20 protein-coding genes are annotated in these 23,225 nt (G+C 72.1%); 9 read left to right on the forward strand and 11 right to left on the reverse strand.

Features of this window, described 5'->3' with window-relative positions; all coding sequences use genetic code 11:
* The first annotated feature begins 44 nt into the window (after nt 1-44).
* Together ABZT47_RS13630 and ABZT47_RS13635 are read left to right on the forward strand one after the other, a co-directional pair.
* Entirely contained in the window at nt 45-1,238 is a 1,194-nt protein-coding gene (locus ABZT47_RS13630; RefSeq protein ID WP_354840340.1) for a hypothetical protein, read from the forward strand.
* Nucleotides 1,239-1,403: 165 nt separating this feature from the next.
* Nucleotides 1,404-2,660: a hypothetical protein gene (locus tag ABZT47_RS13635; protein WP_354840343.1), complete on the forward strand. Its 1,257-nt coding sequence runs from the start codon at nt 1,404-1,406 to the stop codon at nt 2,658-2,660.
* Here the strand turns inward: ABZT47_RS13635 and ABZT47_RS13640 are convergent.
* Nucleotides 2,647-2,841 carry a hypothetical protein gene (locus ABZT47_RS13640; RefSeq protein WP_354840345.1) on the reverse strand — a complete coding sequence of 65 codons (195 nt, stop codon included), beginning with the start codon at nt 2,839-2,841 and terminating at the stop codon, nt 2,647-2,649. The two genes, ABZT47_RS13635 and ABZT47_RS13640, sit on opposite strands and share 14 nt — an antisense overlap.
* A gap of 64 nt (nt 2,842-2,905) precedes the next feature.
* On the opposite strand from ABZT47_RS13640, the gene ABZT47_RS13645 reads away from it, so the two are divergent.
* Nucleotides 2,906-3,598, forward strand: coding sequence for a hypothetical protein (locus tag ABZT47_RS13645; protein ID WP_354840347.1), 693 nt, complete (start codon nt 2,906-2,908; stop codon nt 3,596-3,598).
* Nucleotides 3,599-3,734: 136 nt separating this feature from the next.
* Here ABZT47_RS13645 and ABZT47_RS13650 read toward each other — a convergent pair whose 3' ends face one another.
* The 8 genes from ABZT47_RS13650 to ABZT47_RS13685 form a co-directional block, all read right to left on the reverse strand.
* On the reverse strand, nt 3,735-4,385 hold the full coding sequence (locus ABZT47_RS13650; protein ID WP_354840350.1) for a class I SAM-dependent methyltransferase: 651 nt from the start codon (nt 4,383-4,385) through the stop codon (nt 3,735-3,737).
* A 59-nt stretch (nt 4,386-4,444) separates the two neighbouring features.
* A complete protein-coding gene (cysS, locus tag ABZT47_RS13655) occupies nt 4,445-5,833 on the reverse strand; it encodes a cysteine--tRNA ligase (RefSeq protein ID WP_354840353.1) in 1,389 nt (462 codons plus the stop codon).
* A gap of 74 nt (nt 5,834-5,907) precedes the next feature.
* Entirely contained in the window at nt 5,908-7,797 is a 1,890-nt protein-coding gene (locus ABZT47_RS13660; RefSeq protein WP_354840356.1) for a sigma factor-like helix-turn-helix DNA-binding protein, read from the reverse strand.
* A 69-nt stretch (nt 7,798-7,866) separates the two neighbouring features.
* Nucleotides 7,867-9,942 carry a UvrD-helicase domain-containing protein gene (locus tag ABZT47_RS13665; protein ID WP_354840359.1) on the reverse strand — a complete coding sequence of 692 codons (2,076 nt, stop codon included), beginning with the start codon at nt 9,940-9,942 and terminating at the stop codon, nt 7,867-7,869.
* Nucleotides 9,943-9,952: 10 nt separating this feature from the next.
* Complete coding sequence (locus ABZT47_RS13670; RefSeq protein WP_354840362.1) at nt 9,953-12,520, reverse strand: hypothetical protein; 2,568 nt, start codon at nt 12,518-12,520, stop codon at nt 9,953-9,955.
* A gap of 69 nt (nt 12,521-12,589) precedes the next feature.
* Entirely contained in the window at nt 12,590-13,342 is a 753-nt protein-coding gene (locus ABZT47_RS13675; RefSeq protein ID WP_354840364.1) for a methyltransferase domain-containing protein, read from the reverse strand.
* Nucleotides 13,343-13,476: 134 nt separating this feature from the next.
* Nucleotides 13,477-14,568 carry an ABC transporter substrate-binding protein gene (locus ABZT47_RS13680; protein ID WP_354840366.1) on the reverse strand — a complete coding sequence of 364 codons (1,092 nt, stop codon included), beginning with the start codon at nt 14,566-14,568 and terminating at the stop codon, nt 13,477-13,479.
* A 222-nt stretch (nt 14,569-14,790) separates the two neighbouring features.
* Nucleotides 14,791-14,985: a hypothetical protein gene (locus tag ABZT47_RS13685; RefSeq protein WP_354840369.1), complete on the reverse strand. Its 195-nt coding sequence runs from the start codon at nt 14,983-14,985 to the stop codon at nt 14,791-14,793.
* Nucleotides 14,986-15,117: 132 nt separating this feature from the next.
* Between ABZT47_RS13685 and fdxA the strand changes: the two genes are divergently transcribed.
* From fdxA to ABZT47_RS13700, 3 genes are all read left to right on the forward strand, one after another.
* Nucleotides 15,118-15,444, forward strand: a complete 327-nt coding sequence (gene fdxA / locus ABZT47_RS13690) for a ferredoxin (RefSeq protein WP_354840372.1) — start codon at nt 15,118-15,120, stop codon at nt 15,442-15,444.
* Nucleotides 15,445-15,545: 101 nt separating this feature from the next.
* Nucleotides 15,546-16,625, forward strand: a complete 1,080-nt coding sequence (dapC, locus tag ABZT47_RS13695) for a succinyldiaminopimelate transaminase (protein ID WP_354840374.1) — start codon at nt 15,546-15,548, stop codon at nt 16,623-16,625.
* A gap of 11 nt (nt 16,626-16,636) precedes the next feature.
* On the forward strand, nt 16,637-17,290 hold the full coding sequence (locus tag ABZT47_RS13700) for a DUF4178 domain-containing protein (protein ID WP_354840376.1): 654 nt from the start codon (nt 16,637-16,639) through the stop codon (nt 17,288-17,290).
* A gap of 163 nt (nt 17,291-17,453) precedes the next feature.
* Here ABZT47_RS13700 and ABZT47_RS13705 read toward each other — a convergent pair whose 3' ends face one another.
* Nucleotides 17,454-18,284 (reverse strand): hypothetical protein, encoded by an 831-nt coding sequence (locus ABZT47_RS13705; RefSeq protein ID WP_354840379.1) that lies wholly within the window; start codon nt 18,282-18,284, stop codon nt 17,454-17,456.
* Nucleotides 18,285-18,340: 56 nt separating this feature from the next.
* Here ABZT47_RS13705 and ABZT47_RS13710 point away from each other — a divergent pair, with 56 nt between their 5' ends.
* The 3 genes from ABZT47_RS13710 (at nt 18,341) to ABZT47_RS13720 (ending at nt 21,317) form a co-directional block, all read left to right on the forward strand.
* The gene (locus ABZT47_RS13710) at nt 18,341-19,177 is read left to right on the forward strand and encodes a 2,3,4,5-tetrahydropyridine-2,6-dicarboxylate N-succinyltransferase (RefSeq protein WP_354840382.1); all 837 of its coding nucleotides are present in this window, start codon (nt 18,341-18,343) and stop codon (nt 19,175-19,177) included.
* Complete coding sequence (gene dapE, locus ABZT47_RS13715) at nt 19,170-20,249, forward strand: succinyl-diaminopimelate desuccinylase (protein WP_354840384.1); 1,080 nt, start codon at nt 19,170-19,172, stop codon at nt 20,247-20,249. Before ABZT47_RS13710 ends, dapE begins: the two co-directional genes overlap by 8 nt.
* A gap of 306 nt (nt 20,250-20,555) precedes the next feature.
* Nucleotides 20,556-21,317, forward strand: a complete 762-nt coding sequence (locus ABZT47_RS13720) for a TIGR00730 family Rossman fold protein (protein ID WP_354840386.1) — start codon at nt 20,556-20,558, stop codon at nt 21,315-21,317.
* A gap of 242 nt (nt 21,318-21,559) precedes the next feature.
* Here the strand turns inward: ABZT47_RS13720 and ABZT47_RS13725 are convergent, their stop codons facing one another.
* On the reverse strand, nt 21,560-23,068 hold the full coding sequence (locus tag ABZT47_RS13725) for an endo-1,4-beta-xylanase (RefSeq protein WP_354840389.1): 1,509 nt from the start codon (nt 23,066-23,068) through the stop codon (nt 21,560-21,562).
* Nucleotides 23,069-23,225: the final 157 nt, after the last annotated feature.

A 23,225-nucleotide genomic window follows, 5' to 3' on the forward strand; every position in this document is an offset into this window, starting at 1 on the left:
GTCGTCTGGCAGTGGCGCTTGGCACCGCCCTTCTTCTTGTCGGGATGGCGGCCGGGCAGGCCGCCGCGGCCCCCGCCCCCGCTCCCGTCAAGGACACCACCAGCCGCCCGATCGAGCCGGCCGGCGCGGTCCCGGGCGGTTTCGCCTCCTGGAAGGACCTGCTGGCCACCCAGGAGAAGCTCGTCAAGGCCGCCGACCGCATCACCGCCGCGGTCAAGGCGCAGGGCGGCGCCGGGTTCGCCGGCATCGTGGCCGCGCCGGAGAACCACGAACTGCGGGTCTACTGGAAGGGAGACACGCCCAGGCGCATCGGCGACCTGGTCGGCCAGGTGCGCCGGGAGGTGCCCGTCAGCGTCCTGCCCGCGGTCTACTCGGCCCGCGAGCTGGAGCGGGAGATGAACCGCCTGGTCCGCAGGTCTCCCGACGCGATCACCGCGATCGCGCCGAACGTCGACGGCTCGGGCCTCACCGTCTCGGGCGTCGACTCCGGCCTGACCCGCTCGAAGGTCGCAGACTCGGCCGTGCCGGTCACCGTGGAGGCGGGCGTCAAGCCGACGCTTGCCACCCGCTGGGACGACTCCCCGCCGTGGTGGGGCGGCGGCGCCTGGCGCAACGCCAACACCGGTGGCGGCTGCTCGACGGGCTTCGCGGTCACCTACGGCGGCACGAGCAGGATGCTGTCGGCGGGCCACTGCGGCGACGCCGGTCAGACGGCCACCGACCCGACCGGTCAGGTGATCGGCTCGATCTCGCCCGACAACAACGGCCTCGACGTGCTGCTGATCAACGGCACCTCCGCGGGCCGGGTGTTCAACAACAACGTCGGCTCCACCTCGCCGGAGTTCAGCAACCCGGTCATCGGCACCACCAGCTCCTACGTCGGGCTGTGGGTCTGCACCTCCGGCGCGTACTCGGGCACCAACTGCAGCATCCAGGTGCAGCAGGTCGGCGTCACGATCAACGTGGGCTACCTGATCACCGGCACGGTGCGGGCCGAGCAGTCGGCGCACACCAACGCGGTCGGCCAGGGCGACAGCGGCGGCTCGGTGGAGGTCGTCAACCCGTCCAACACCCTCCAGGTGTACGCGGCGGGCGTCAACACCGCGATCGACGGCAGCACCGCCGTGGCCTGCACCGGCTACGTCACCAGCGGCCGCACCTGCGCCTGGCGGATGTACTACTCCCCGTGGAGCAACGCGACCGCCGCCTTCCCCGGCATCGCCATCGTCCTCGGATGATCCACAAGATCTAGCCCGAGCGACCGGGGGCCGGCGCACACCCGCCGGCCCCTTCTCGCCGCCCGCACGCGGCCGGGCAGGCCCCCCGCCGACGTGGACGAAACACACACCGTCGGCCGTCGCTCGCGCGAGACGCCGAGGTCGTCGCCCAGGAGGATCGCACAGGTGAACATCCGCCCGAGTTCCCGCAGGTCACCCCGATTACGCCGCCTCGCCCTGGCGGTCGGACTCATGCTCGCCGCCGCGGGGATGGGCACCGCCCAGGCCGCGAGCGCCCCCGATCCCGTCAAGCCCCGGACCACCGGATCCGTCGAGCACACCGGACCGGTGCCGGGCGGCTACGCCTCGTGGAAGGACCTGCTGCTCGACCAGCAGAAGATGGTCAGGGCCGCCGACCGGATCACCGCCGCGCTGCCCGGCGACGGCGGCGGCTACGCCGGCCTCGTCGCGGCGCCGGAGAGCCGCGAGCTGCGCGTGTACTGGAAGGGCAGGCCGCCCAAGGCGATCGACGACCTCGTGGGCCGGCTGCGGCGCGAGGTGGCGATCAGCGTTCTGCCCGCGCGGTACTCGGCGCGTGAGCTGGAGGGGGAGGCGAACCGCCTCATCCGGGCGAACCGCGATCTGATCACCTCCATCGAGCCCCTTCAGGACGGTTCCGGCCTGAACGCCACCACGGCCTCGGCCGGCGCGACCCGCACGGCGATCTCCGGCGCGGCGGTGCCGGTCAGCGTGGAGCCCGGCGTGCGGCCCAAGGTGGCCAGCCGCTGGGACGACAGCCCGCCGTGGTGGGGCGGTTCGGTATGGGGGACGCCCTCGCCCGCCTGCACGACCGGGTTCGCGGTGACCTACCAGGGCGTCAGCAAGATGCTGAGCTCGGCGCACTGCGCGTCGGTCGGCCAGACCGCCGCCGACCCCACCGGCCAGGTCATCGGCACCGTCACGCACGGCAACGCCTCCCGTGACGTGCTCCTCATCGGCACCAGCGCCGGGAGTCAGGTCTTCAACAACCCGGTCAACAGCGTCGCCACGGAGTTCAACAACGCCGTGATCGGCACCACGAGTTCGGTCGTCGGGCAGTACGTCTGCACCTCCGGCGGCTTCTCCGGCACCAACTGCACCATCAGGATCACCGCGGTCAACGTCACGATCAACGTGGGCTGGCTGATCCAGGGCACCGTCCGCGCCGAGCAGCAGTCGTTCCTCAACGCGGCCGGCGGCGGGGACAGCGGCGGCCCGGTCGAGGTCACCAACCCGAGCAACACCAACCAGGTCTACGCGGCCGGCATCATCACCGCCACCGACTTCGCAACCCAGGTCCCCTGCACCGGTTACCGGCCCACGGGCCGCGTCTGCACCTGGCGCATCTTCTACTCCCCATGGAGCAACGCGACCACGGCGTTCCCGGGAATCACGCTTCCCTGACCAGGCGATCGACGGAAAGGGGCCGGCGCTCGATCGCCGGCCCCTTTCCTTGGCATTCACGCGATTCACCGGTGATCGTGGTGAACAATCGATTGAACCGCACGCGCCGAATAAAAAAACCATCGGAAACGGGCGGATGGCCGCGATGGCCGGCGCGCCGGGAAATACGGTGAACCGCCACGCGGTGGAATTTCGTCTTATGTTCGTCAGGTGCGTGACAACCGGGTAGGCCAGGAGGCGTCACCATGAACCAGACCCGTCGCATGGGCACGGCCATCGTGCTCCTCGGCTGCACCGTCACCGCCGTCCTCGCCTGCACCGCCCCCACCCCCTCCGACGGAGACACCCCGCCCCCCTCCACGTCCCCGCCCACCCCAGGGCAGGGCGCCTCACCGTCGACGAACGACCCGCCCGCGGGTCAGGACACCACGGACCGGGCGAACGGTCCCGTCCTGAACCAGGGCACCTCACGCCCCCCGGGCGGTCCGGCGCCGGGGCCGGGTGGTCAGGAGCGCCTGGCCGCCCTCGCCGCCCAGGTCGAGGACTTCCTGCGGCGCCGCTTTCCGGGCGAGTTCGCGGGCGTGGTCCTCGACGTGCCCGGTCACGCGGTCATCGTGTACCGGCGGCCGTCCGCGAAGCTGGACGCGGCCCTGCGCGACCGCTTCCCCGGGCAGCCGATCAGGCCGCGCGACGCGGCCCACTCGGCCCACGAGCTCGGCGCGGTCGCCCGGCGCGTCACGCAGGACGTCCACTACTGGAAGGCGCGCGGCGTCACCATCACCACGATCGCCGTCACCCCGGACGGCTCGGCCGTGGAGATCGGCACGAGCGACGTCGCCAGAGCCGCCCGCGAACTGCCGAAACGCTACGGCGATGCTCCTCTGAGGTTCATCACGTCCACCCCGACGCTGATCACGCCTCCCACCGCGCCGGGATGACCCGGCCCCGGACCGCCACCGCGGCGAGTCCCTCTCACGCCCGTCGAGCCCGACCGAGCCCGGATCCGGCCGGGCCAGGTCCTCTCACGCCCGCCGAGCCGGACCGGGCCCGGCGGTTCGGCCGGGGCCATGCCCGTCAGGCCGGGCCCGGCTCCTTGCGGGCCAGCAGGAACCCCTGTGGATTGGTCTCGGAGTCGCGGGGCTCGCGCACCAGGCGGGCCGTCATCTCGAACCCCGCCTTGCGCAGCAGGTCGGCGGTACCGTCCACGGGCAGCCGGTGGAACACCAGCGAGACCGGGTGGCCGAACGCCTCGGTGTAGACGCGCGGCTCGTCGCCGACCTGGAAGGCGAGCAGCAGGTGCCCGCCCGGCGCCAGCACCCGATGGAACTCGGCCAGCACGTCCGGCCGGTGCTCCGGTGGGATGTGGATGAGCGAGTACCACGAGACGAGCCCGGCGAGGCCGCCGTCCGGCAGGTCGAGCGCCGTCATCGAGCCTTCATCGAACCGCAGGCCGGGGTACGCCTCGCGGGCCAGCGCGAGCATCTCGGGCGACAGGTCGATGCCGAAGATGTCCACCCCCAGTTCGCGCAGGTGAGCGGTGATGCGCCCCGTCCCGCACCCCACCTCGGCGACCGGCCCGCCACCCCCGGCGACCTCCGCGAACGCGCCGAGCATCGCCCGCTCGAGCGGGCTGCGAGCCAGATCTCCCCGCACCATCTCGACATAGTCGGCCGCGATGGCGTCATACCCGGCCCGCGTGTCATCCAGAAAAGACATGTCCGTCATGCCGGAGCACTGTAGCCGTACCGGCGGCCGGTCATCGGTCGTTCCTGAGCCCAGCGAGGTCAGGACCAGGTCTGGCCTTCGGGGGTGTCGGTCACTTTGACGCCGAGGCCGGCGAGCTCGTCGCGGAGGCGGTCGGAGGTGGACCAGTCTCTGGCCTCGCGGGCCTTGGCGCGGGCGTCGAGGAGCTCGGCGGCGCCCGGAGGCAGGACCGGGACGGCGGGAGGCTTGCCGATGTCGGCCGGCAGGTCCAGGCCGAGGACGTGGTCCAGGTGCAGGAACGTCTCGAACTTCGACCCGGGGTCCACCGACTCGTCGCGTTCGAGCTCGCGGAGGGCGCGCAGCGCGGTGGAGGTGTCCAGGTCGTCGTCGAAGGCGTCCTGGGCGCGGCGGGCGTACTCGGCGGCGATCGGGCGGCTCGGGGACTCGGCCCATTCGGCGACGCGCTGTCGCCAGCGGCGGAGCGTGCGGTCGGCGGCGTGCAGCGTGTCCCAGGTGAGGTTCATCTGCTGGCGGTAACGATGCTCGAGGAAGGCCAGCCGCACCGCGAGGGGATCGAGGCCGGCGTTCTCGACGTCCGCGAGCAGGACGACGTTGCCGGTGGACTTGGCCATCTTGCGGCCGTCGAACAGCAGGTGCTCGCCGTGCACCCAGTGTTTGACGACGTCGTGCCCCACGGAGGCGTTGGACTGGGCGCGCTCGTCCTCGTGGTGGGGGAAGCGCAGGTCTTTTCCACCGGTGTGGATGTCGATGTGCTCGCCGAGGAAGCGCAGGGACATGGCCGAGCACTCGATGTGCCAGCCGGGGAAGCCGGTGCCCCACGGGGTCTGCCAGGTCATCTCGCGGTCGGCGCCCTTCCACAGCGCCCAGTCGGCGTGGAAGCGCTTGCGCGGGTCGACCCCCTCGACCCGGTGGCCGGGCTTGAGCGCGTCCAGCCGGTTGCCCGATATCTCGCCGTAGGAGGGGAAGCTCTTGGCGTCGAAGAACACCGAGCCGTCGTCCACGGCGTACGCGTGGCCCATGTCGATGAGCTTGGCGATGAGCTCGATCATCAGGTCGATGCTCTCGGAGGCGCGCGGGGTGTGCTCGGGGGAGCGCATGTTGAGCGCGGCGGTGTCGCGGCGGAAGGCGTCCTCGTAGAAGCGGGCGATCTCCAGCGCCGAACGGCCCTCGCGGCGGGCCTGGGCGAGGACCTTGTCCTCGCCGGTGGGGTCGATCGCGTCGTCGTCGACGAGGTGGCCGACGTCGGTGATGTTCTGGCACACCACCGACCGGATGTGGTGCCGTTCGAGCACCCGGCGGATCAGGTCGGGCAGCAGGTACGACCGGAGGTTGCCCACGTGGGCGAACCGGTAGACGGTCGGCCCGCAGGTGTAGACCCGCACGACCCGCCCGTTGTCGGGGACGATCGGCTCAAGCCGCCTGGACCGGGTGTCATACAGCCGCAACATGCCTCGAGCTTAGGCGATGGATCACCCTGTGTCCGGGGTCCGACCACTCCCGGCCACCCACGTCGCCTGCGTCGTCACGGCGCCTCGGGGTCGAGGAAGGCGAGGATGTCGCGGTCGCCGCGCTCGCGGAGCCGGGTGAGGACCTCCTCGCGGGAGGCGCCCTCGGGCAGGCCGATGCGGGCTCCGATGAGGCGCAGCGCCTCGGCCTCGGAGGCGACCGGCGCGGTGTACCCGATGAGGTGCAGCGCCATGTTGATCGGCGGCAGCCCCTGGGCGGCCTGCGGCAGGTAGCGGGTGAGCAGCTCGCCGCCGTCGGACACGGTCAGGAAGATCGAGTCGCCCTCGCCGGCGTTGTAGTCGGCCAGCACCGCCCTGATGGACCCCATCGTCGGCTGGTTGTGCCAGCTGATGACGACGTCGCCCGACGGGGTGGAGGTGGTGAGCTGACCGCCGGGGGCCATGCCGAGGTGGGCGGCGAAACCGGTGGGCAGCGGCGACCCGGAGCCGCGCAGGTGCTCGGCGTTGACGTCGACGCGGTGCCACCACCGCCCGTCGCGGCTGCGGAAGGAGCGGCGGGTCATCGACACGTCGCGGCGCGGCTGGTACGGCTCGGCCTGCTCGGGCGCGGCGACGCGGATCCAGCCGCGCTGGGTGCGCTCGAAGCCCGGCCCGCCCGCGTACGCGCGCACCGAGCTCTCGCTGACCTCGTAGCGGGTGGTCAGGTTGGCGACGATGCTGTTCACCGACGCCTCGCCGCCGGCCCGCTCGATCTCGCGGACGATCATCTCGCGGATGCCGATGTACTCCTCGCCGCCCCAGCGGGTCAGCCCGTACCTGTTGCGGTCGACGCGCAGGAACCGGTCGTCGGCCGTGAGCTGGTTGCGGATGCCGACCAGGCTGTAGTCCTCGCCGATGCGGCTCTGGATCTCCTCGGGGCTGAGCGGGCTCTCGGCGACGGCCAGCACGGCCTCGGCCTTCTCGTTGACGCTGCGCGGCCAGGGGACGACGTGGCCCTCCAGGATGCGCAGGTGCGGCACCGAGGACAGCCAGCGCTCGGCGACGTCCTCGCGGATGCCGAGCTGGGCGACCATCGTGACGGCCTCCGGCAACTTCACCGGGCCGTCGGTGAAGAGCTGACGCGTCTTCTCCTTCAGCTCGTCGGCGCCGCCGGCGACCAGCCAGCCCTCGACCTGGTCGTACCCGGTCAGCAGGGTGCGGATGAACCGCCAGGCGGGCACGCCGAGCGTGGTCAGCTCGGTGCGGTGCCAGGGCACCGCCGCCGCCAGGTCCTCGGCGGGCACAGCGGAGCCCAGGCGTCCCCGCAGCCAGGCCAGGTGGGCGGCGAGCGGGGTGGCCTCGGGGGTGGCGAGCCGGTTCTGCACGTGGTCGCGCAGGTCGCGCTCGATCTGCCGGATGCGCTCGCGGGTGACCGAGAACCGCTGCGCCAGCTCGTCCAGCGTCACCCGCCGCTCGGCGTAGACGCGGTCGGCGGCGATGGCCCGCTGCCGGTCGTCCAGCTCGGCGAAGATCTCGTCGATCAGCTGAGGGATCGGCCGGTCGGGCTTGGCGGGCGGGACCGGCGAGACGGCGGCGTCCCGCCCGCCGGCGAGCGGAGCGGCGCCCTCCGGCACGGCCCCGGTGTCGGAGGCCAGCAGCCGCGACAGCACGCCGCCGAACAGGGCGAGCACCTCGTCCCTGGACTGCGGGGTGCGCAGGCACTTGTCCGGGTCGGTCATGCGGAGCAGGGGGAGGATGTCGCCGAGCGGCAGATGTCCCCAGCAGGTCATGGCGAGATCGGTCAGCCGTCCCGCCACCTGTGCGGTTCCGGCGATCAGGCAGGCCCGGTCCAGGGGAAGCGCCTGCCACCACGCGTCCGGGAGACGGGTGTCGCTCGCGATCGGCTCGACCTGGCTGGGCGATGTCCAACGCAGGGGAGGCACGATGTCGCTAAGGCTCAGATTCATGGGGGTCCAACCGGCATGGGGCTTGAGTCGGGATGAGACTCGCTCTTATCCGCAGTTCAGGTTATTGGGTCATGGTGGCAGGAAGGGACTTGCACGGCCGGAATAGGACACGTACAGCCGTTCCGCCGCCCGTGTACACGCCATGTACAGCAGGCCGCGTTCTCGTTGCAGGTCATGGGCCCGCGCGGTCGGGTCGTCGTCGGCGGGCGTCAGCGTGTCCTGCGCGGGCACGACGCCGTCCGCGACGCCGACCAGGGCGACGTAGCGGAACTCCAGGCCCTTCAACCCGTGCAGGGTGCTGACCCGGACGCCGGCGGCCGAAGGGCCGAGGGCCGCCTTCACCTCGCGGACCAGCTCGGCGGTGCGTGCGGCCACGGCGATCTCGTCGGCGGGGACGCCGTCCTCCAGCCAGGCGGCGACGTGCGCGGCCAGCCCGGCCAGCTCGGCCGCCGGCGAGGTGTACTCGCGCACCTCCGGCCGCCGTCCGGGACGGGTGGCACGGAAGCCCACCAGGTCGGTGACGCCGTCCACCAGGCCGTCGACCGGCCCGCCTCCGCGCACCCGCACCGCCCAGGTGAGGATCTCCTGCGGCAGGCGGTGGGAGACCGACAGGCGGTGGCTCTCGGCCTTGATGCCGAGCGTGCTGAGCGCCACCCGGGTGTCGAAGACGCGCTGGTGGGGGTCGCCGACCACGAACAGGTCGTCCGGCCCGGGCGGCACGGCGGCCCGCAGCAGGCGCCACTGCGCCGGGTGCAGGTCCTGGGCCTCGTCCACCACGATGTGCCGGTACGGCTCGCGCCGCGGCGCGTCGTCGCCGAGCAGGTCGCCGGTGTCCTGGCCGAGCAGGGTGGAGGCCTGGGTGGCGAGCTGGAGCAGCGTGCGCCTGCCGGCGGCGCGCAGCCGCCCGGTCACGTGCTCGATGGCCTTCCAGACGGCGGTGCGCTCCTGGTCGTCCAGCTCCACGCTGCGGCCCGGGCGCCGCGCGGCCAGGTACTCCTGGACGGTGCACAGGTTCTGCGCCAGGATGACCTGCTCCCACTCGCGCAGCAGGAAGGCCGGGCTGTGCAGGTCCCCGGAGATCTCCGACGCCTCCTGCCACAGGGTGGCCAGGTCGGGGCCGCCGACCAGCAGCGGGGGACGGCCCTCGGCCTCGGCGACGATGCGGTGGGCCAGGCGCTCGACGTTGCCCACCTCGATGCGCGACCGGGCGGCGGCCTCCTGGACCAGCAGGTCCAGCTTGGCCGCGACGTCGGCCGCCACGCCCTGGGAGAAGGTGATCAGCAGGATGCGGCCGTCGGAGGCGCGGGCCAGGTGCGCGGCGCGGTGCAGGGCGACCAGCGTCTTGCCGGTGCCCGCCCCGCCGGTGACCAGCACCGAGCCCTCGAACTCGTCCTGGTGGGAGAGCCGGTACTGGGTGGGGTAGAGGAAGGTGCACCAGTGCGGGACGGCGAGGACGCGATCGAGCGCTTCGGGGTCGGCCACGAACGCCGCGCGGTCGGGGGTGCGTTCGAGCGCGACCGGCAGGTCGGTGACGTCCACGGCGGCGCCGTTCAGCGGTACGGCCGTCCGCGCCTCCAGCGCCCGCCACGCGTCGGCCACCGACCCACCCTGGCCGAGCACCCAGAGCGGGGCGAACTGGCTCTCGGGCAGCAAAGGCTCCAGCGCGTCCAGGTTGGCGTCGGTGGTGATCAGGCGCACCAGGGGGATGAGCAGGGTGTCCACGCCGAGTCCGATCAGGTCGGTGTCGCAGACGTGCGCGAACAGCCGTTCCTCGGTGGTCTCGGCCGACCGGCGCAGCGCGGGCTCGACCCGTTCGAGCGCCTCGGCGTTCCACACCTCGGCCACCCCGATCGCGGCGTTGACGGCGAAGCGGTGCCGCTGCGCGTAGGACCAGGCTTCGGCGTCCGGCAGGACGGTCAGCATCCAGTACACCTCCCGCTGGCGGACCACCACCCCGCGGTGGTGCTCGGCGAGCCGCAGCGTGGCCACCCGCGCGTCGCGGGTGTTGCGCACCCGCTCGGGGTGGGGGGCCGAGGTGGTGTTCCGCAGGAACCGGCGCATGGCGATCACCGCGTCCCGGCGCACGGGCTGGGCCAGCGCGTCCAGGTCCCGGAGGACCTCAGGGGCGATCGCGAGCCGGGGCATGCGGCTCCCGTCAGACCATCAGGGACAGCAGGTCGCGGTCCCCGCGTTCGCGCAGCCGGTTCATCAGGTCGGGCAGCCCCACCGGGCCCGTCATGCCGACGCGGGTGGCCAGCACCCGGATCGTCTCCTCCAGCGACTCGGCCTTGTCCTTGGTGGTGTATCCGGCCAGCCTCAGTGCCATGGTGTTCTTGTCCAGGTCGCCGGCCGCGGCGGGCACCAGCCGCGCCCGCAGCACCTTGTCCTCCTCGGCGACGGTCAGGAACAGGTGGGACCCGGGCTGGGCGCCCATCTCCTGCAGTAACGGCCCGAGCGACTCGATGACCGGGCGGGACTGCCAGCTCAGCGTGACGTCTCCGGCCGCGCCGGTCACCGTGTGGCCGTCCCCCGGGCTCAATCCGAGGTAGGCGGCGAACCCGCTCGGCAGCGGGCACTCGCCGCCGGCGAGCTGCTCGGGGGCGACGTCCACCCGCAGCCACCACAGCCCGTCGGGGTGCTTGAAGCACTTGCGGGTCATGGACACGTCCTTGAGCTGACCGGCCGGCGCGGCCTCCGGTGAAGGCGCGGCCTCGGCGGGCCGCTCGCCGGTCGTCGTGGCCTCGGCGACCCCAGGAGATCCGGAGTTCTCGCCGGTCTTCTTGGTGCTCTGGATGCGCAACTGCGGGACGTTCTCCAGCCACTCCTTGGCGACCTCGGGGTGGATGCCCAGCGTCGAGACCAGCTCCAGCGCGCGTGCCACCGTCGGCGGACGGTCGGCGTTGAGTATCAGCGCGCAGGTCTGCTCGCGCAGGTCGGCGATGTCGCCGGCGACCAGCCAGTCGTCCTGGACGGTGTAGCCGGGCAGAGTGGTGAGGACGAACTGCCAGGCGGGGACGTCCAGCGAACGCAGCTCCCTGGTGTGCCACTCGGCCGCGCCCATCAGGCGCGACTTGGGCGCGGCGACGCCGAGGGTGCCGGGGAGCTTCTCCAGATGCTGGGTGTACGGGGCGGCCTCGGCGCTGTCCAGCCAGGCGGCCAGCCGGGCGCGCAGCTCCTGCTCCAGGGCGACGATGTCCTCCGGCGGGACGGCGAACAGCTTGGCCAGCTCCTCGGGAGCGGCCGGGGCGTCGGTGAACACGTGGTTCTGCGCCACCGCCCACGTCTTGTCGTCCAGGTCGGCGAAGGCCGCGTCGATGAGCTCCGCGACGTCGTTGTCGGCCTGGCCGGCGTGGAACTCGTCGGTGCCGGTCGGGTTCGCGCCCGGGACGGCGCCGCCGTCGGCGGGCGTCTCGGACCCTTCTCCGGTCTCGGTGGCCGCGGCCTCCTGGTCCCGGCCGGGTTCGCCGGGCCGGCCGGCCAGGGACGGGGCGTCGGGGGCGCTCGGGGCCGTGCCGGGGCCGGCGGCGAGCGGGTCGGCCTCGGCCGGGCGTGGGCCGACGCCGAACGGGCCGGTGTCGCGGCCGGAGGCACCCGCCTCGGGGCCGGACGGGACGGCTTTGAACGGTTCAGAGCCGAGGAGGTCGGCTCTGAACGCCTCAGAGCCGAGCGGGTCGGCTTTGAACGCTTCATGCCCGAGCGGATCGGCCTTCAACGCCTCAGGGCCGGGCGGGGCCGCTCTGAACGGTTCAGGACCGAGGGGGTCGGCTTTGAACGGTTCAGGGCCGAACGGGTCGGCGTTGAACGGTTCGGCGCCGTTGGCGTTGAACGGCTCGGGCTCGGGGACGAACGGCCGCGGGCCCGGCGCGAGCCCCACGTCCGGCATGGCGGGCATGGCGGGCATGGGCCGCTCGGTGCGCGGCGGCGGGGTGAACATCGACGGGCGGGGGCCGCCCCTGCCGCCGGCCTGCTGCTGCAGGGCCGCCTCGGCCAGCCGGGCCGCGGCCAGGCCGAGCGGGTCGCCGGCGTCGATGCGGTTGCTGCGCCGTTTGGGCAGCGGAGGCGCGGGGCGGCGTACCGGGAGCGGGTCCGCCGGCGCGGGCGCGGAGGCGGCGAACGACGCGGCGGAAGCCGGTGCGGCGGCGCCGGAAGAAGCGGCGGACGCGGGCATGGAAGCGGCGAGGGGCGCGGAGGCCGCGGGGGACGGCGTCGCCGCGACGCCGTTGGCGGACCGCCCGGCGCGGGACGACGAGGCGCGGCCACCGGCGGCGTCATCGGCGCGGGAAGGGGATGCCTCGGCGGAGTGGGCGCCCTGGTCGCCCGCCGGCGCGAGCCGGGTGAACACCGCCGTGAACAGCGCGTTCAGCAACGGCTTCGCGCGGATGAAAGGCTGGTCGGCGAGCTCGCGGCCGGTCAGCGCGAGCAGGCCGGTGTAGGAGCCGACACGGTCGAGCGCGATCGACACCTGCGGCTCGTCGGCCTCCTCGGGGTCCATCACGTGCAGCGCGGGCAGGATGTCCCCGACGGCGGCGGCCGGCCAGTGCTCGGTCGCCAGCTCGGTGATCAGCTCGCCGAGCGCCTCGGGGCCGAGCACGGCGAACACCCGGCTGAGCGGCACCGATCGCCACCAGGCGTCGGGCAGGCCGGGCGCTTCCCGCAGCCGCGCGAACCCGGTCGCGTCACTCCAGCGAAGCGGAGGCACGAGATCACTCAGGCAGAAGTTCATCCCGTTCCCTCTCCGGTGATTCCAATGACCAGACCATAGTCTGGCAAACCGCGCGATCGTAGACGGCCGTTAGGCTCGCACAGCCGCGAATCGCAGCCTCACGTAGTCGGCCATCCACCCCGATTCGCGGCGTAACGCGGGGGCGGCCAGCTCGTTGACGCGGCGCAGAAGCGGCTCCACGGTGGCGGGCGGCACGGCGTCGAGCACCGAGCCGGCGAACATGCGGACCCAGTCGGCGGCGCCGCCGGGGCACTCGTCGAGCGGCGTGGGCCGATCGAAGTACTCCAGCAGGCGGACGGTGAACCCGCCCTTCTCCAGGCGCGTGGCGTACTCGGCCGGGGTGGGGAAGTACCACGGCAGCTCGGGCTCGGGCAGCCCGTACTCGCGCCAGGCGGTGAGCATGGCCGAGGTGAGCGCGGCGCAGTTGCCGGCGCCGCCCATCTCGGCGACGAACCGCCCGCCCGGGGTCAGGGCCATGCGCACGCAGCGGATCACCGCGTCGGGGTCGCGTCCCATCCAGTGGAGCGCGGCGTTGGAGAACACCGCGTCGCAGGGCGCCGGGACGCCGAAGTCGGCGGCGTCGCCGATCATGAAGTCCAGCCCGGGATGGTGGGCCCGCGCCACCTCGATCATCGTGGGGGAGCCGTCGATGCCGAGCGCGGTGGTGCCCCGGGCCGCGATGTCGGCGGTCAGCACCCCTGTGCCGCAGCCGAGGTCGAGGATGCGCTCGCCCGGCCGCGGGTCGAGCAGCTCGATCAGGGGCGCGCCCTGCGCCGAGACATAGCCGAAGGAGCTGTCATAGGCGCGCGCGTTCCACCGCATCAAGCTCGGCGTTTCGTGTCGCAAGGCGATCAGCTCGCATTCTCAGACATCGCTTCCCCGTGTCCGTAAGTACGAATACTTTAGAGCCTTGATGTCCTTGCGACACATCTGTCCGAAAGCTTGCCCCCGGGGACTCAGCCGATCGACCGGGGCCAGTTGGCCTTCAGGTAGGTCTTGCCCTCGTCGGTCTGCGGGATGGTGAGCAGGACGGGCGAGCGCGGGACGGGCGGGAGCTTGGCCGCCGCCTGCTTGTCGAGCCTGCCGGACATCTCCAGCGCCTCCATGCGCGCCGGGCGGGCGAAGCCCTTGAGGAAGAGGTTCTGGACCTCGTCGCTGTAGAGGAACTCCTCCCACAGGCGCGCGGCGGCCGGGTGGGGGGCCTTGTCGCTGATCGCCTGCACGTAGTAGGACGCGAGCGCCGCGTCGGCGGGCACCACGACCTTCCAGGCGGGCTTGTCGTCCCCGGCGGTCTGCGCGGCCTTGGCGGCGTTGACGTAGTCCCAGTCGACCAGCGCGTTGGCCTGGGAGGGCAGGCTGAGGCGGCCGGCTTTCTTCAGCTCGGCGAACAGGGCGAGGCCGCGCTCGGCCTTCGGCCGGCCGCCCTGGAGCGAGGCCGCCATGACGCCGTAGAAGGCCGCCGCCGTCTGGAGCGGGTCGCCGGCCAGGGCCACGGCGTACCCGGGCCTGGCCGCCAGGTCGGCGAACCTGGCCGGGGCGGCGACCTTGCGCGGGTCGTAGCCGATGGACATGTAGCCGCCGTAGCCCGCGTACCACTGGCCCTTGAGGTCCTTGACGGCGTCGGGGATGTCCTGCCAGGCGGTCACCTTGTACGGGGAGAAGCGCTGGGCGTTGGCGACCGCGACGTCGACCCCGAGGTCGAAGACGTCGGGCACCTTGTCGGGGACGCGCGCGGCCTTGGCCAGGTCGATTTCGCGCTGGCTGCTCGCGCCCGGCTCCAGCACGTTGATCCGCACTCCGTACTCGCCGGTGAAGCGGTCCATGATGGCGCCGTAGTTGACCCAGTCGCGGGGGATGCCGACCAGGTTCAGGGAGCCTTCCTTGCGCGCCGCCTCCACGAGGCGGTCCATCGTGCCGAACCCCTGGGCCAGGCTGGCCGCCCTGGGGTTGACCGGAGGCTGCTTGGTGTCTTTGGACGTCGTGGATGAGCACCCGGCCACGGCGGTGGCGAGGAGCGCTGCTGCGGCGACTGCGGCACGTGATGTCACGAAACGAATACTCAGCGTCATATCCTCCCGCGTCGAGGAGGCACGCGGAAGTTTGGGCCAGCATTGGCGGACCGGACGCACGCCGATGCAGCCGGGCTGAGGCGTGAAGCGCGGTGCGCGGCCGGGCGTGGCATGAAGCGCGGCGCGGCGCGGCGCGAGGGGAGGGGCGGGCGCGGGGCGGCGAGGCGACGGGAAGGGGCGGCGGGGCGGGCTGGGCGCGGGTCAGCGCTCGGGGACGACCCTTGCGGCGACGAGGGCCTCCTCGCGGACGCTCACCAGCGTGCCGTCGTGCTTGCGCACCTGGAGCAGGCCGTCCTGCCAGGACTCCAGGACGCCGACCGTGTCGCGGAAGCCGTCGGGATCGGCGCGGCGCACGGTGACGCGCCGGCCCACGTCGGCGGGTGAGACGGCGATCACGAGCCTTCCGCCAAAGTGCGGTGTCACACGCTTCGCCCCCCTCCCGTTTCGGACTCGTGGCCAGCACGGCAATACTAGGTCTAGCAACCCGCGGTCGAGTCGTGCGAAGGCGCGGAGAAGAAGGAGCCCGAGGTGACCTACGTCATCGCGCAGCCTTGCGTTGATGTGCTGGACAAGGCGTGCATCGAAGAGTGCCCCGTCGATTGCATTTACGAGGGCAACCGCATGCTGTACATCCACCCAGACGAGTGCGTGGACTGCGGCGCGTGCGAGCCTGTCTGCCCGGTCGAGGCGATCTTCTACGAGGACGACACGCCCGACCAGTGGAAGGACTTCTACAAGGCGAACGTCGAGTTCTTCGACGAGTTGGGCTCGCCCGGCGGAGCGTCCAAGGTCGGCAAGATCAACCGCGACCACCCGATCGTGGCCGTTCTCCCGCCCCAGGCGGAGGAGCACTGACCTACCGCACGTCTGGCGCCGCCGGGGTACCGTGACCTCCTGGTCGCGGTACCCGCCAGCACCGCGCGCCGACGTCTGAGATCCACCTTGGGGGTGTTTCGGTGATCGGGTTGCCCGACTTCCCGTGGGACCGGCTGGTGCCGTACAAGCAACGGGCGCTCGCCCACCCGGAGGGCATCGTCGACCTGTCGGTCGGCACTCCCGTCGACCCGGTGCCCGCCGTGGCGCGCGAGGCGCTCGCGGGCGCGGCCGACAGCCCCGGATACCCCCTCACCCACGGCACGCAGCGGCTGCGCGCCTCCGCCGCCGGCTGGCTGGCCCGCCGGCACGGCGTGAGCGTCGACCCGGCCGACGTGCTGCCGACGATCGGCTCCAAGGAGCTGGTCGCCTGGCTGCCCACCCTGCTGGGCGTGGGGGCGGGCGACCGCGTGGTCATCCCGTCCCTGGCCTACCCCACCTACGACGTCGGCGCGCGCATCGCCGGCGCCGAGCCGTACGCCGCCGACGGCCTGCTGGGGCTCGGCCCCGAGCGGGTGCCGCTGGTGTGGGTGAACTCCCCGTCGAACCCGACGGGCCGGGTGCTGCCCGCCGAGCACCTGCGCAAGGTCGTCGACTGGGCGCGTGAGCGCGGCGCGGTCGTCGCCTCGGACGAGTGCTACATCGAGCTGGGCTGGGAGGAACGGCCGGTCTCGATCCTGCATCCCGATGTCTGCGGCGGCTCCCACGAGGGCCTGCTGGCCGTGCACTCGCTGTCCAAGCGGTCCAACCTGGCCGGCTACCGTGCGGCGTTCGTCACCGGCGACCCCGCGCTGGTGAAGCGGCTGCTCGAGGTGCGCAAGCACGCCGGCATGATCATGCCGGCGCCCGTCCAGGCCGCCATGGCCGCCGCGCTGGACGACGACCGGCACGCCGACGAGCAGCGTGAGCTGTACGGCGCCCGGCGCGCCGTTCTGCGGCCGGTGCTGGAGAAGGCCGGCTGGCGCGTGGAGCACTCGACGGCGGGCCTTTATCTGTGGGCGACCGACGACCGTAATTGCTGGGATCAGGTCGCCGCACTGGCCGAAATAGGAATTCTGGTCGCGCCGGGCGACTTTTACGGGCAAGCGGGCACGTCGCATATCCGTATCGCCATGACGGCGACTGACGAACGGATCAATGCGGCGGTGCTCCGCCTCCAGTAGGATCCCGCGGCATGACCGTTGCGGTCGTGCTCGCAGTGAGCGCAGCCATTTTCGTCGTCGTGCTGGGCGCTTTCCTCGGCACGCGGCGGCCGAACAAGACGGCTCGACCGGCTCCCCGACCCCCTGAGCCGGCACCCGAGCCGACTTCGCCGCACCCGGCCCTGGCCCGCCCGGTCGTGTTGAACCCGGAGTACCTCGATCCCCGCACGATCAAGGTCGGGGACGTCATCGACCGCCAGGGCATCAGGTCGCGCGTCCTGGGCGCCCTGCACCTTTCCTGGCAGGGCGACCAGTGGACCGAATACCTGCTCGAAGAGGGCCTCGGCCACTACATGTGGCTGTCGGTCGAAGAACGGCAGGGCCCCGACGACCCGCCGCACCTCGAGGTCTACCTCTGGACGCCCGTGCCCACCCAGGGCATGGTGCCGGCCAAGAGCATGCTGATCATGGAGGGCGTCGAGTTCCACCCGATGGAACGCGGCACCGCCACCTTCCGCTCCGAGGGCACCACCGGCTACCCCGAGCGCGGCCTGGCGGACTTCGTCGACTACCTCGCGGCGGACGGGCGGCTGCTGAGCTTCAACCGGGTGCAGGGCCAGCCGTGGACCGCCGCCTACGCCCAGCCGCTGGCCCCCGGCTCGATCAACGTGGAGCGCATGCTCTAGCCGCGCGAGGCGCGGAGCGCACGCCGTGCCCGTGCGGGACGCGGAGCGCATCTGTGGCCGTGCGGGACGTGAACGCATCCTGTGGCCGTGCGGGACGCGGAGCGCGTCTGCGGCTGTTATGGGACGTGCGTGGAGGCGCTCCGGCGTACCCGTGCCGGTGGCGTCAGGCGATCTCGACGGTCTTGGCCGCCGCCTTGGCGTCGGCCACCCAGCCGTCCTGGCCGGCCGCCGAGCTCCACGCGACGCCCGCGTAGCGCACCTTGCGCAGCCCGTACTTCTGCGCGTGGGCGACCGTCCAGGAGGCGATCAGCCAGCCCCTGCGGTCGGTGGGGGCGGTAATGCGGTTGTCCGGGCTCGTCTGCTGGCCGAGGGCCCTGGCCAGCTCCTTGCGGGCCTTGGCGGCCTGCACGGGCGCCGGCTTGTCGGGGGCCGGGTACCAGCAGTGCACGGCCTTGGCCGCCCGGCCGGTGAACGCCGCGGCGAGGATCTTGGCGTCCTCCTCGTGCTGGGCGTACGCCGAGCCGTCGGCGGAACGCTGCACCGCCTGCGCCGCCTCGTGCAGGGGCAGCCGCTGGTAGCGCTTGACCTTGGTCAGCGCGGAGAAGAACTTGCGGGTCGCGTAGACCGGGTCCTGCAGCTGCTCGACGGTGCCCCAGCCCTGCGAGGGCCGCTGCTGGAACACCCCGACCGAGTCGCGGTCGCCGAAGGGGAGGTTCAGCAGCTTGGACTCCTGGATCGCGGTCACGTACGCGACCTCCACGGCGCGCTCGGGCAACCGGCGGTCGGTGGCGACCGCGGCGATCGTCGCGGCCACCTGGGCCTGCTCGATCTCCAGGTCGAGGGTGCCCAGCGCGGTCTTCACCTGGCAGTGCTCGCCGATCGCGAGGGGCTTGGCCCGGTTGAGCAGGTAGTAGACGCCGAAGAAGATGGCAGCGCCCAGCACGACGACGATGCCTGTGATCGTCAGAACCGCCCGAGAGAATCGCCGCGCCACGGACAAGAACCTACCGGCCCCGCCGGGTCGCCCGTGCGGCACTAAGCTCCCCTTGCATGAGCGAGACCTTCGAAAGCCCCTTGCCGGCCACCGTGGACGAGTTGTGGGAACGCCGCGCCGAGCTGTCGCCCGACGACGGCGAGGCCCGCGGTGTGATCGTCGGTGCCGTGGACATGCTCGACACCGGCAAGGCGCGTGTCGCCTTCGTCGACGGCGCCTCCGGCGAGGTGGTCGTGGACGAGCGCGCCAAGCGCGCCATCCTGCTCAGTTTCCGGGTGCTCGGCATGGTCAGGAGCCAGGTGGGCGACTTCCACCACAACGACCGCATCCCGCTGAAGACGTCCCTGGAAGGCGTCCGCGTGGTGCCGGGAGCCATCGCGCGCTGGGGCTCCTACCTCGCCTCGGGCGTCGTGCTGATGCCCTCCTACACCAACATCGGCGCCTACGTCGACAGCGGCACCATGGTGGACACCTGGGCGACCGTCGGCTCGTGCGCGCAGATCGGCCGCGACGTCCACCTGTCGGGCGGCGTCGGCATCGGCGGGGTGCTGGAGCCCCCGAACGCCGTCCCGGTCGTCATCGAGGACGAGGCGCTGATCGGCAGCCGCTCGATGATCGTCGAGGGCGCGCGGGTGGGCAAGGGCGCCGTCGTCGGCGCGGGCACCATCCTGTCGGCCTCCATGCCCGTCATCGACGTGCAGACCGGCGAAGAGCTCTCCCGCGGCCGCATCCCCGACTGGTGCGTCGCCGTCGGCGGCACGCGTCCCAAGGAGTTCCCCGGCGGCACCTTCGGGCTGCCGTGCGTCCTGGTGCTCAAGCGCCTGGAAGAGGGGCAGCGCCACGACAAGGCCGCGCTGAACGACGTGCTGCGCCAGCATGGCGTCAATGCCTGAGGTCCCGCCGCTCGACCTGGCCGGGGACGTGCGGGCGCTGACCGCGGCGCTCGTCGACGTCGAATCGGTCAGCGGAGGCGAGAAGGCCCTCGCGGACGCCATCGAGGCCGCGCTCGCGCCGCTGCCGCACCTCACCGTCGTCCGCGACGGCGAGGCCGTGGTGGCCCGCACCGAGCTCGGCCGCGCCGAGCGGGTGGTGATCGCCGGGCACATCGACACCGTGCCGCTCGCGGGCAACCTGCCCTCCCGGGTCGAGGGTGACCTGCTGTACGGGTGCGGCACCTCGGACATGAAGAGCGGCGTCGCCGTGGCGCTCAAGCTCGCCGCCGGGGTGCCCGCCCCGGCCAGGGACGTGACCTACGTCTTCTACGACTGCGAGGAGGTCGAGGCCGCGCGCAACGGCCTGACGCGCCTGGCCCGCACCCGTCCCGAGCTGCTGGCCGGCGACTTCGCCGTGCTCATGGAGCCCACCAGCGGCGAGATCGAGGGCGGCTGCCAGGGCACCCTGCGAGCCCAGGTGATCGTCCAGGGCCGGCGCTCCCACAGCGCCCGCTCCTGGTACGGGGTGAACGCCGTGCACGGCGCCGAGCCCATCCTGGCCCGGCTGAACGCCTACCAGGCCCGTGAGCCGGTCGTGGACGGCCTGGCCTACCACGAGGGCCTGAACGCCGTCGGCATCGCCGGGGGCGTCGCGGGCAACGTCATCCCCGACGAGTGCGTGGTGACGGTGAACTACCGCTTCGCCCCCGACCGCTCGATGGAGCAGGCCGAGGAGCACGTGCGCGAGGTCTTCGAGGGGTATGAGGTGCGCTTCACCGACGGGTCGCCCGGCGCGCGTCCCGGGCTGACCCACCCGGTGGCCGCGGCGTTCGCCGGCGCCATCGGCGGCACTCCCCGGGCCAAACTCGGCTGGACCGACGTCGCGCGCTTCTCCGAGCTCGGCGTCCCGGCGGTCAACTACGGCCCCGGCGACCCGAACCTCGCCCACCAGCAGGGGGAGTACGTCTCGCTGGAGATGATCGCCGACTGCGAGCGCAGGATGACCGCCTGGCTGGGCGACGCGGCGTCCTGAGCGTCCTGTGCGTCCTGGACGGGCGGCGCGGGCCCGGCCTGGAAGGGCGAGCGCGTGAAATGCTCGCCGGGGCGTCGCGCCGATCAACGCCGGCTGTGGGCACAAAAGAAAGTGGCTTTCCTCGCCGGCCATTTGGCGGGGAAAGCCACTTTCAGTCCCGAGCAGCACCCTCGGCTCTTAGACGTGGCCTCGCGAAGAATCGGTTCCGCTGCTCGGGACAGATTTTCCAAGATTCTTTACGGCCCCGGCGGGACGTCCCGTTCCGGTACGGCTTGCGCACTCCAGCGGGCGGTTAGCGTGATCGGCATGAGCAAAGCATCACGCGAGGAGCGCCGTCAGGGCCCCTCCCTCGTCCGGGGGAAGTTCCTGCCCGACTCCACCTACGACGAGAGGCTGCTGGACCGGCGCGGCTCGACCGAGTGGCTGCACATGGACCCCTGGCGGGTGCTGCGCATCCAGGCCGAGTTCGTCGAGGGCTTCGGGCAGCTCGGCGAGCTGCCGCCCGCCGTCACCGTGTTCGGCTCGGCGCGCACCCATGCCGACGACGCCGACTACGCCATGGGCGAGAGACTCGGCCAGGCGCTGGCGGAGGCCGGTTACGCCGTCATCACCGGCGGCGGGCCCGGCATCATGGAGGCCGCCAACAAGGGGGCGCGCCAGGCGGGCGGCATCTCGGTGGGCCTGGGCATCGAGCTGCCCTTCGAGCAGAAGCTGAACGACTACGTGGACCTCGGCATCGAGTTCCGCTACTTCTTCGTGCGCAAGACGATGTTCGTCAAGTACGCCTGCGGGTTCGTGGCGCTGCCCGGCGGGTTCGGCACGCTGGACGAGCTGTTCGAGGCGCTGACGCTGGTGCAGACCCGCAAGGTCACCTCGTTCCCGGTCATCCTGATGGGCGGCGAGTTCTGGGGCGGGCTGCTCGACTGGATCCGCGGCACCCTGGTGAAGACCGGCAAGATCTCCCCCGAGGACGTCAACCTGATCCAGGTCACCGACGACGTGGACGAGGCCGTGCGGATCATCGTCGAGTCCGACCGCGAGCGCAACGGCGCCCGCCAGGAACCCTGAGCGCATGGCGGGCTGTGATGCGAATCCCACGCCACCGAGCCCCTGACGAGGGAGGCTCGGTGGCGTGGGGGTTCGTGGGCCGGACGGCCGGTCCTCACGGTGCCCGCGGTCGATCGGCGGGCGGTGGGCCGGCGGGCCGGCCGTCTGCGGTGCGGCGGGTCGGCCGCACCGCAGACGTCCCTCATCTAGATCGGACAGAGGCCTGCGAACCGGTCGTCAGCGCCCTGTCGTCGCGGCGGGGGTCAGCTGTTCCAGGTCCACTTCTGGTTGTTGCCGCCGTGGCAGGTGTAGAGCTGGATGGTGGTGCCGTTGGCGGTGCCCTGTCCGGTGGCGTCCAGGCACAGTCCGGACTGCACGCCGGTGATGGAGCCGTCGGAGTTGACGCGCCACTGCTGGTTGGCGCCGCCGTGGCAGGAGTAGATCTGGATCTTGGCGCCGTTGCCGCTGCCGCCGGCGTCCAGGCACTTGTTGCCGTAGACCTTGATCTCGCCGGCCGAGGTGGAGGTCCAGGTCTGGTTGGTCTGGCCGTTGCAGTCCCACAGCTGGACGCCGGTGCCGTCGGTGGTGGAGGCGTTGGGCACGTCCACGCATCGCCCGGACGCGACACCCCTGATCGCGCCGTTGCCGCCGCCGCCAGGTCCGGTGGGAGTAGGCGTCGCGGTCGGCGTCACCGTGGGCGTCACCGTGGGCGTCGGGGTGGGGTTGGGAGTGGCCGAGTTGAGGGCGTTGAGGACCGAGGTGTAGGCGGCCTTCTTGTTGCCGTTGCCGTCGAACAGCAGCGCGGTGGCGCCGGAGCCGAGCCAGGAGTCGGTGTCACGGACACCCCACACGGTGATGCCGACGCAGCGGGACACCGCAAGGCAGTCGTTGGTCACCGACTGGTAGGTGCTGGCCGAGCCGCCCTGGATGTCCAGCTCGGTGATCGCCACGTCCACGCCGAGGGCGGCGAAGCTGGAGATCGTGGTGCGGTAGTTGCTGTTGTAAGGGCTGTTGCCGTTGAAGTGCGACTGCAGACCCACGCAGTCGATCGGCACGCCGCGCGACTTGAAGTCGCGGACCATGTTGTAGACGCCCTGCGTCTTGGCCCAGGACCAGTTGTCGATGTTGTAGTCGTTGTAGCAGAGCTTGGCTGCCGGGTCGGCGGCGCGCGCGGTGCGGAAGGCCACCTCGATCCAGTCGTTGCCGGTGCGCTGCAGGTTGGAGTCGCGCCGCCCGCCGGAGTTGCCGTCGGCGAAGGCCTCGTTCACCACGTCCCAGTAGGCGATCTTGCCCTTGTAGTGGCCCATCACGCCGTTGATGTGGTTGATCATCGCGTTGCGCAGGTTGCTGCCCGACATGCCCTGCATCCAGCCCGGCTGCTGGTTGTGCCAGGCCAGCGTGTGGCCGCGCACCCGCTTGCCGTTCTGCACCGCCCAGTTGTAGACCCGGTCACCGGCGCTGAAGTTGAACTGGTTCTGGTTGGGCTCGGTCGCGTCGATCTTCATCTCGTTCTCGGCCGTCACCATGTTGAACTCACGGTTCGCGATGGTCGTGTACGCCGAGTCACCGAGCTTGCCCGAGGCGATGGCCGTACCGAAGTACCGCCCGCTCTGCGCCGCCGCCGCACCCAGCGTGCTCGCCGCGGCGTCGGCCGGGCCCGGCAACGTCAGCGCCGCGACCGTGCCGAGCACGCCGAGAGCGCCGGCGAGCGCGACCCGAAGCCCTTTGAGCGGTCGCTTGGTTCCGGTGGGGGGTAGGGCGTTTGTGCCCATGCCTGAACCTCCATGAGTTACTGAATCAGGAAGAAGCGGGGAAGCCGCGCGAGCGGCATGGCCGGCGGGATCGACGCCGCGTCCCGTCGCCGGAACGCACCACCGAGGCGTCGCGGACGGCGTCCCTCGTCGCAGCACCACCGAGCTGGCAGGAGGA

The sequence above is a fragment of the Sphaerisporangium sp. NPDC005289 genome (assembly GCF_040607455.1).
Lineage (GTDB): Bacteria > Actinomycetota > Actinomycetes > Streptosporangiales > Streptosporangiaceae > Sphaerisporangium > Sphaerisporangium rhizosphaerae.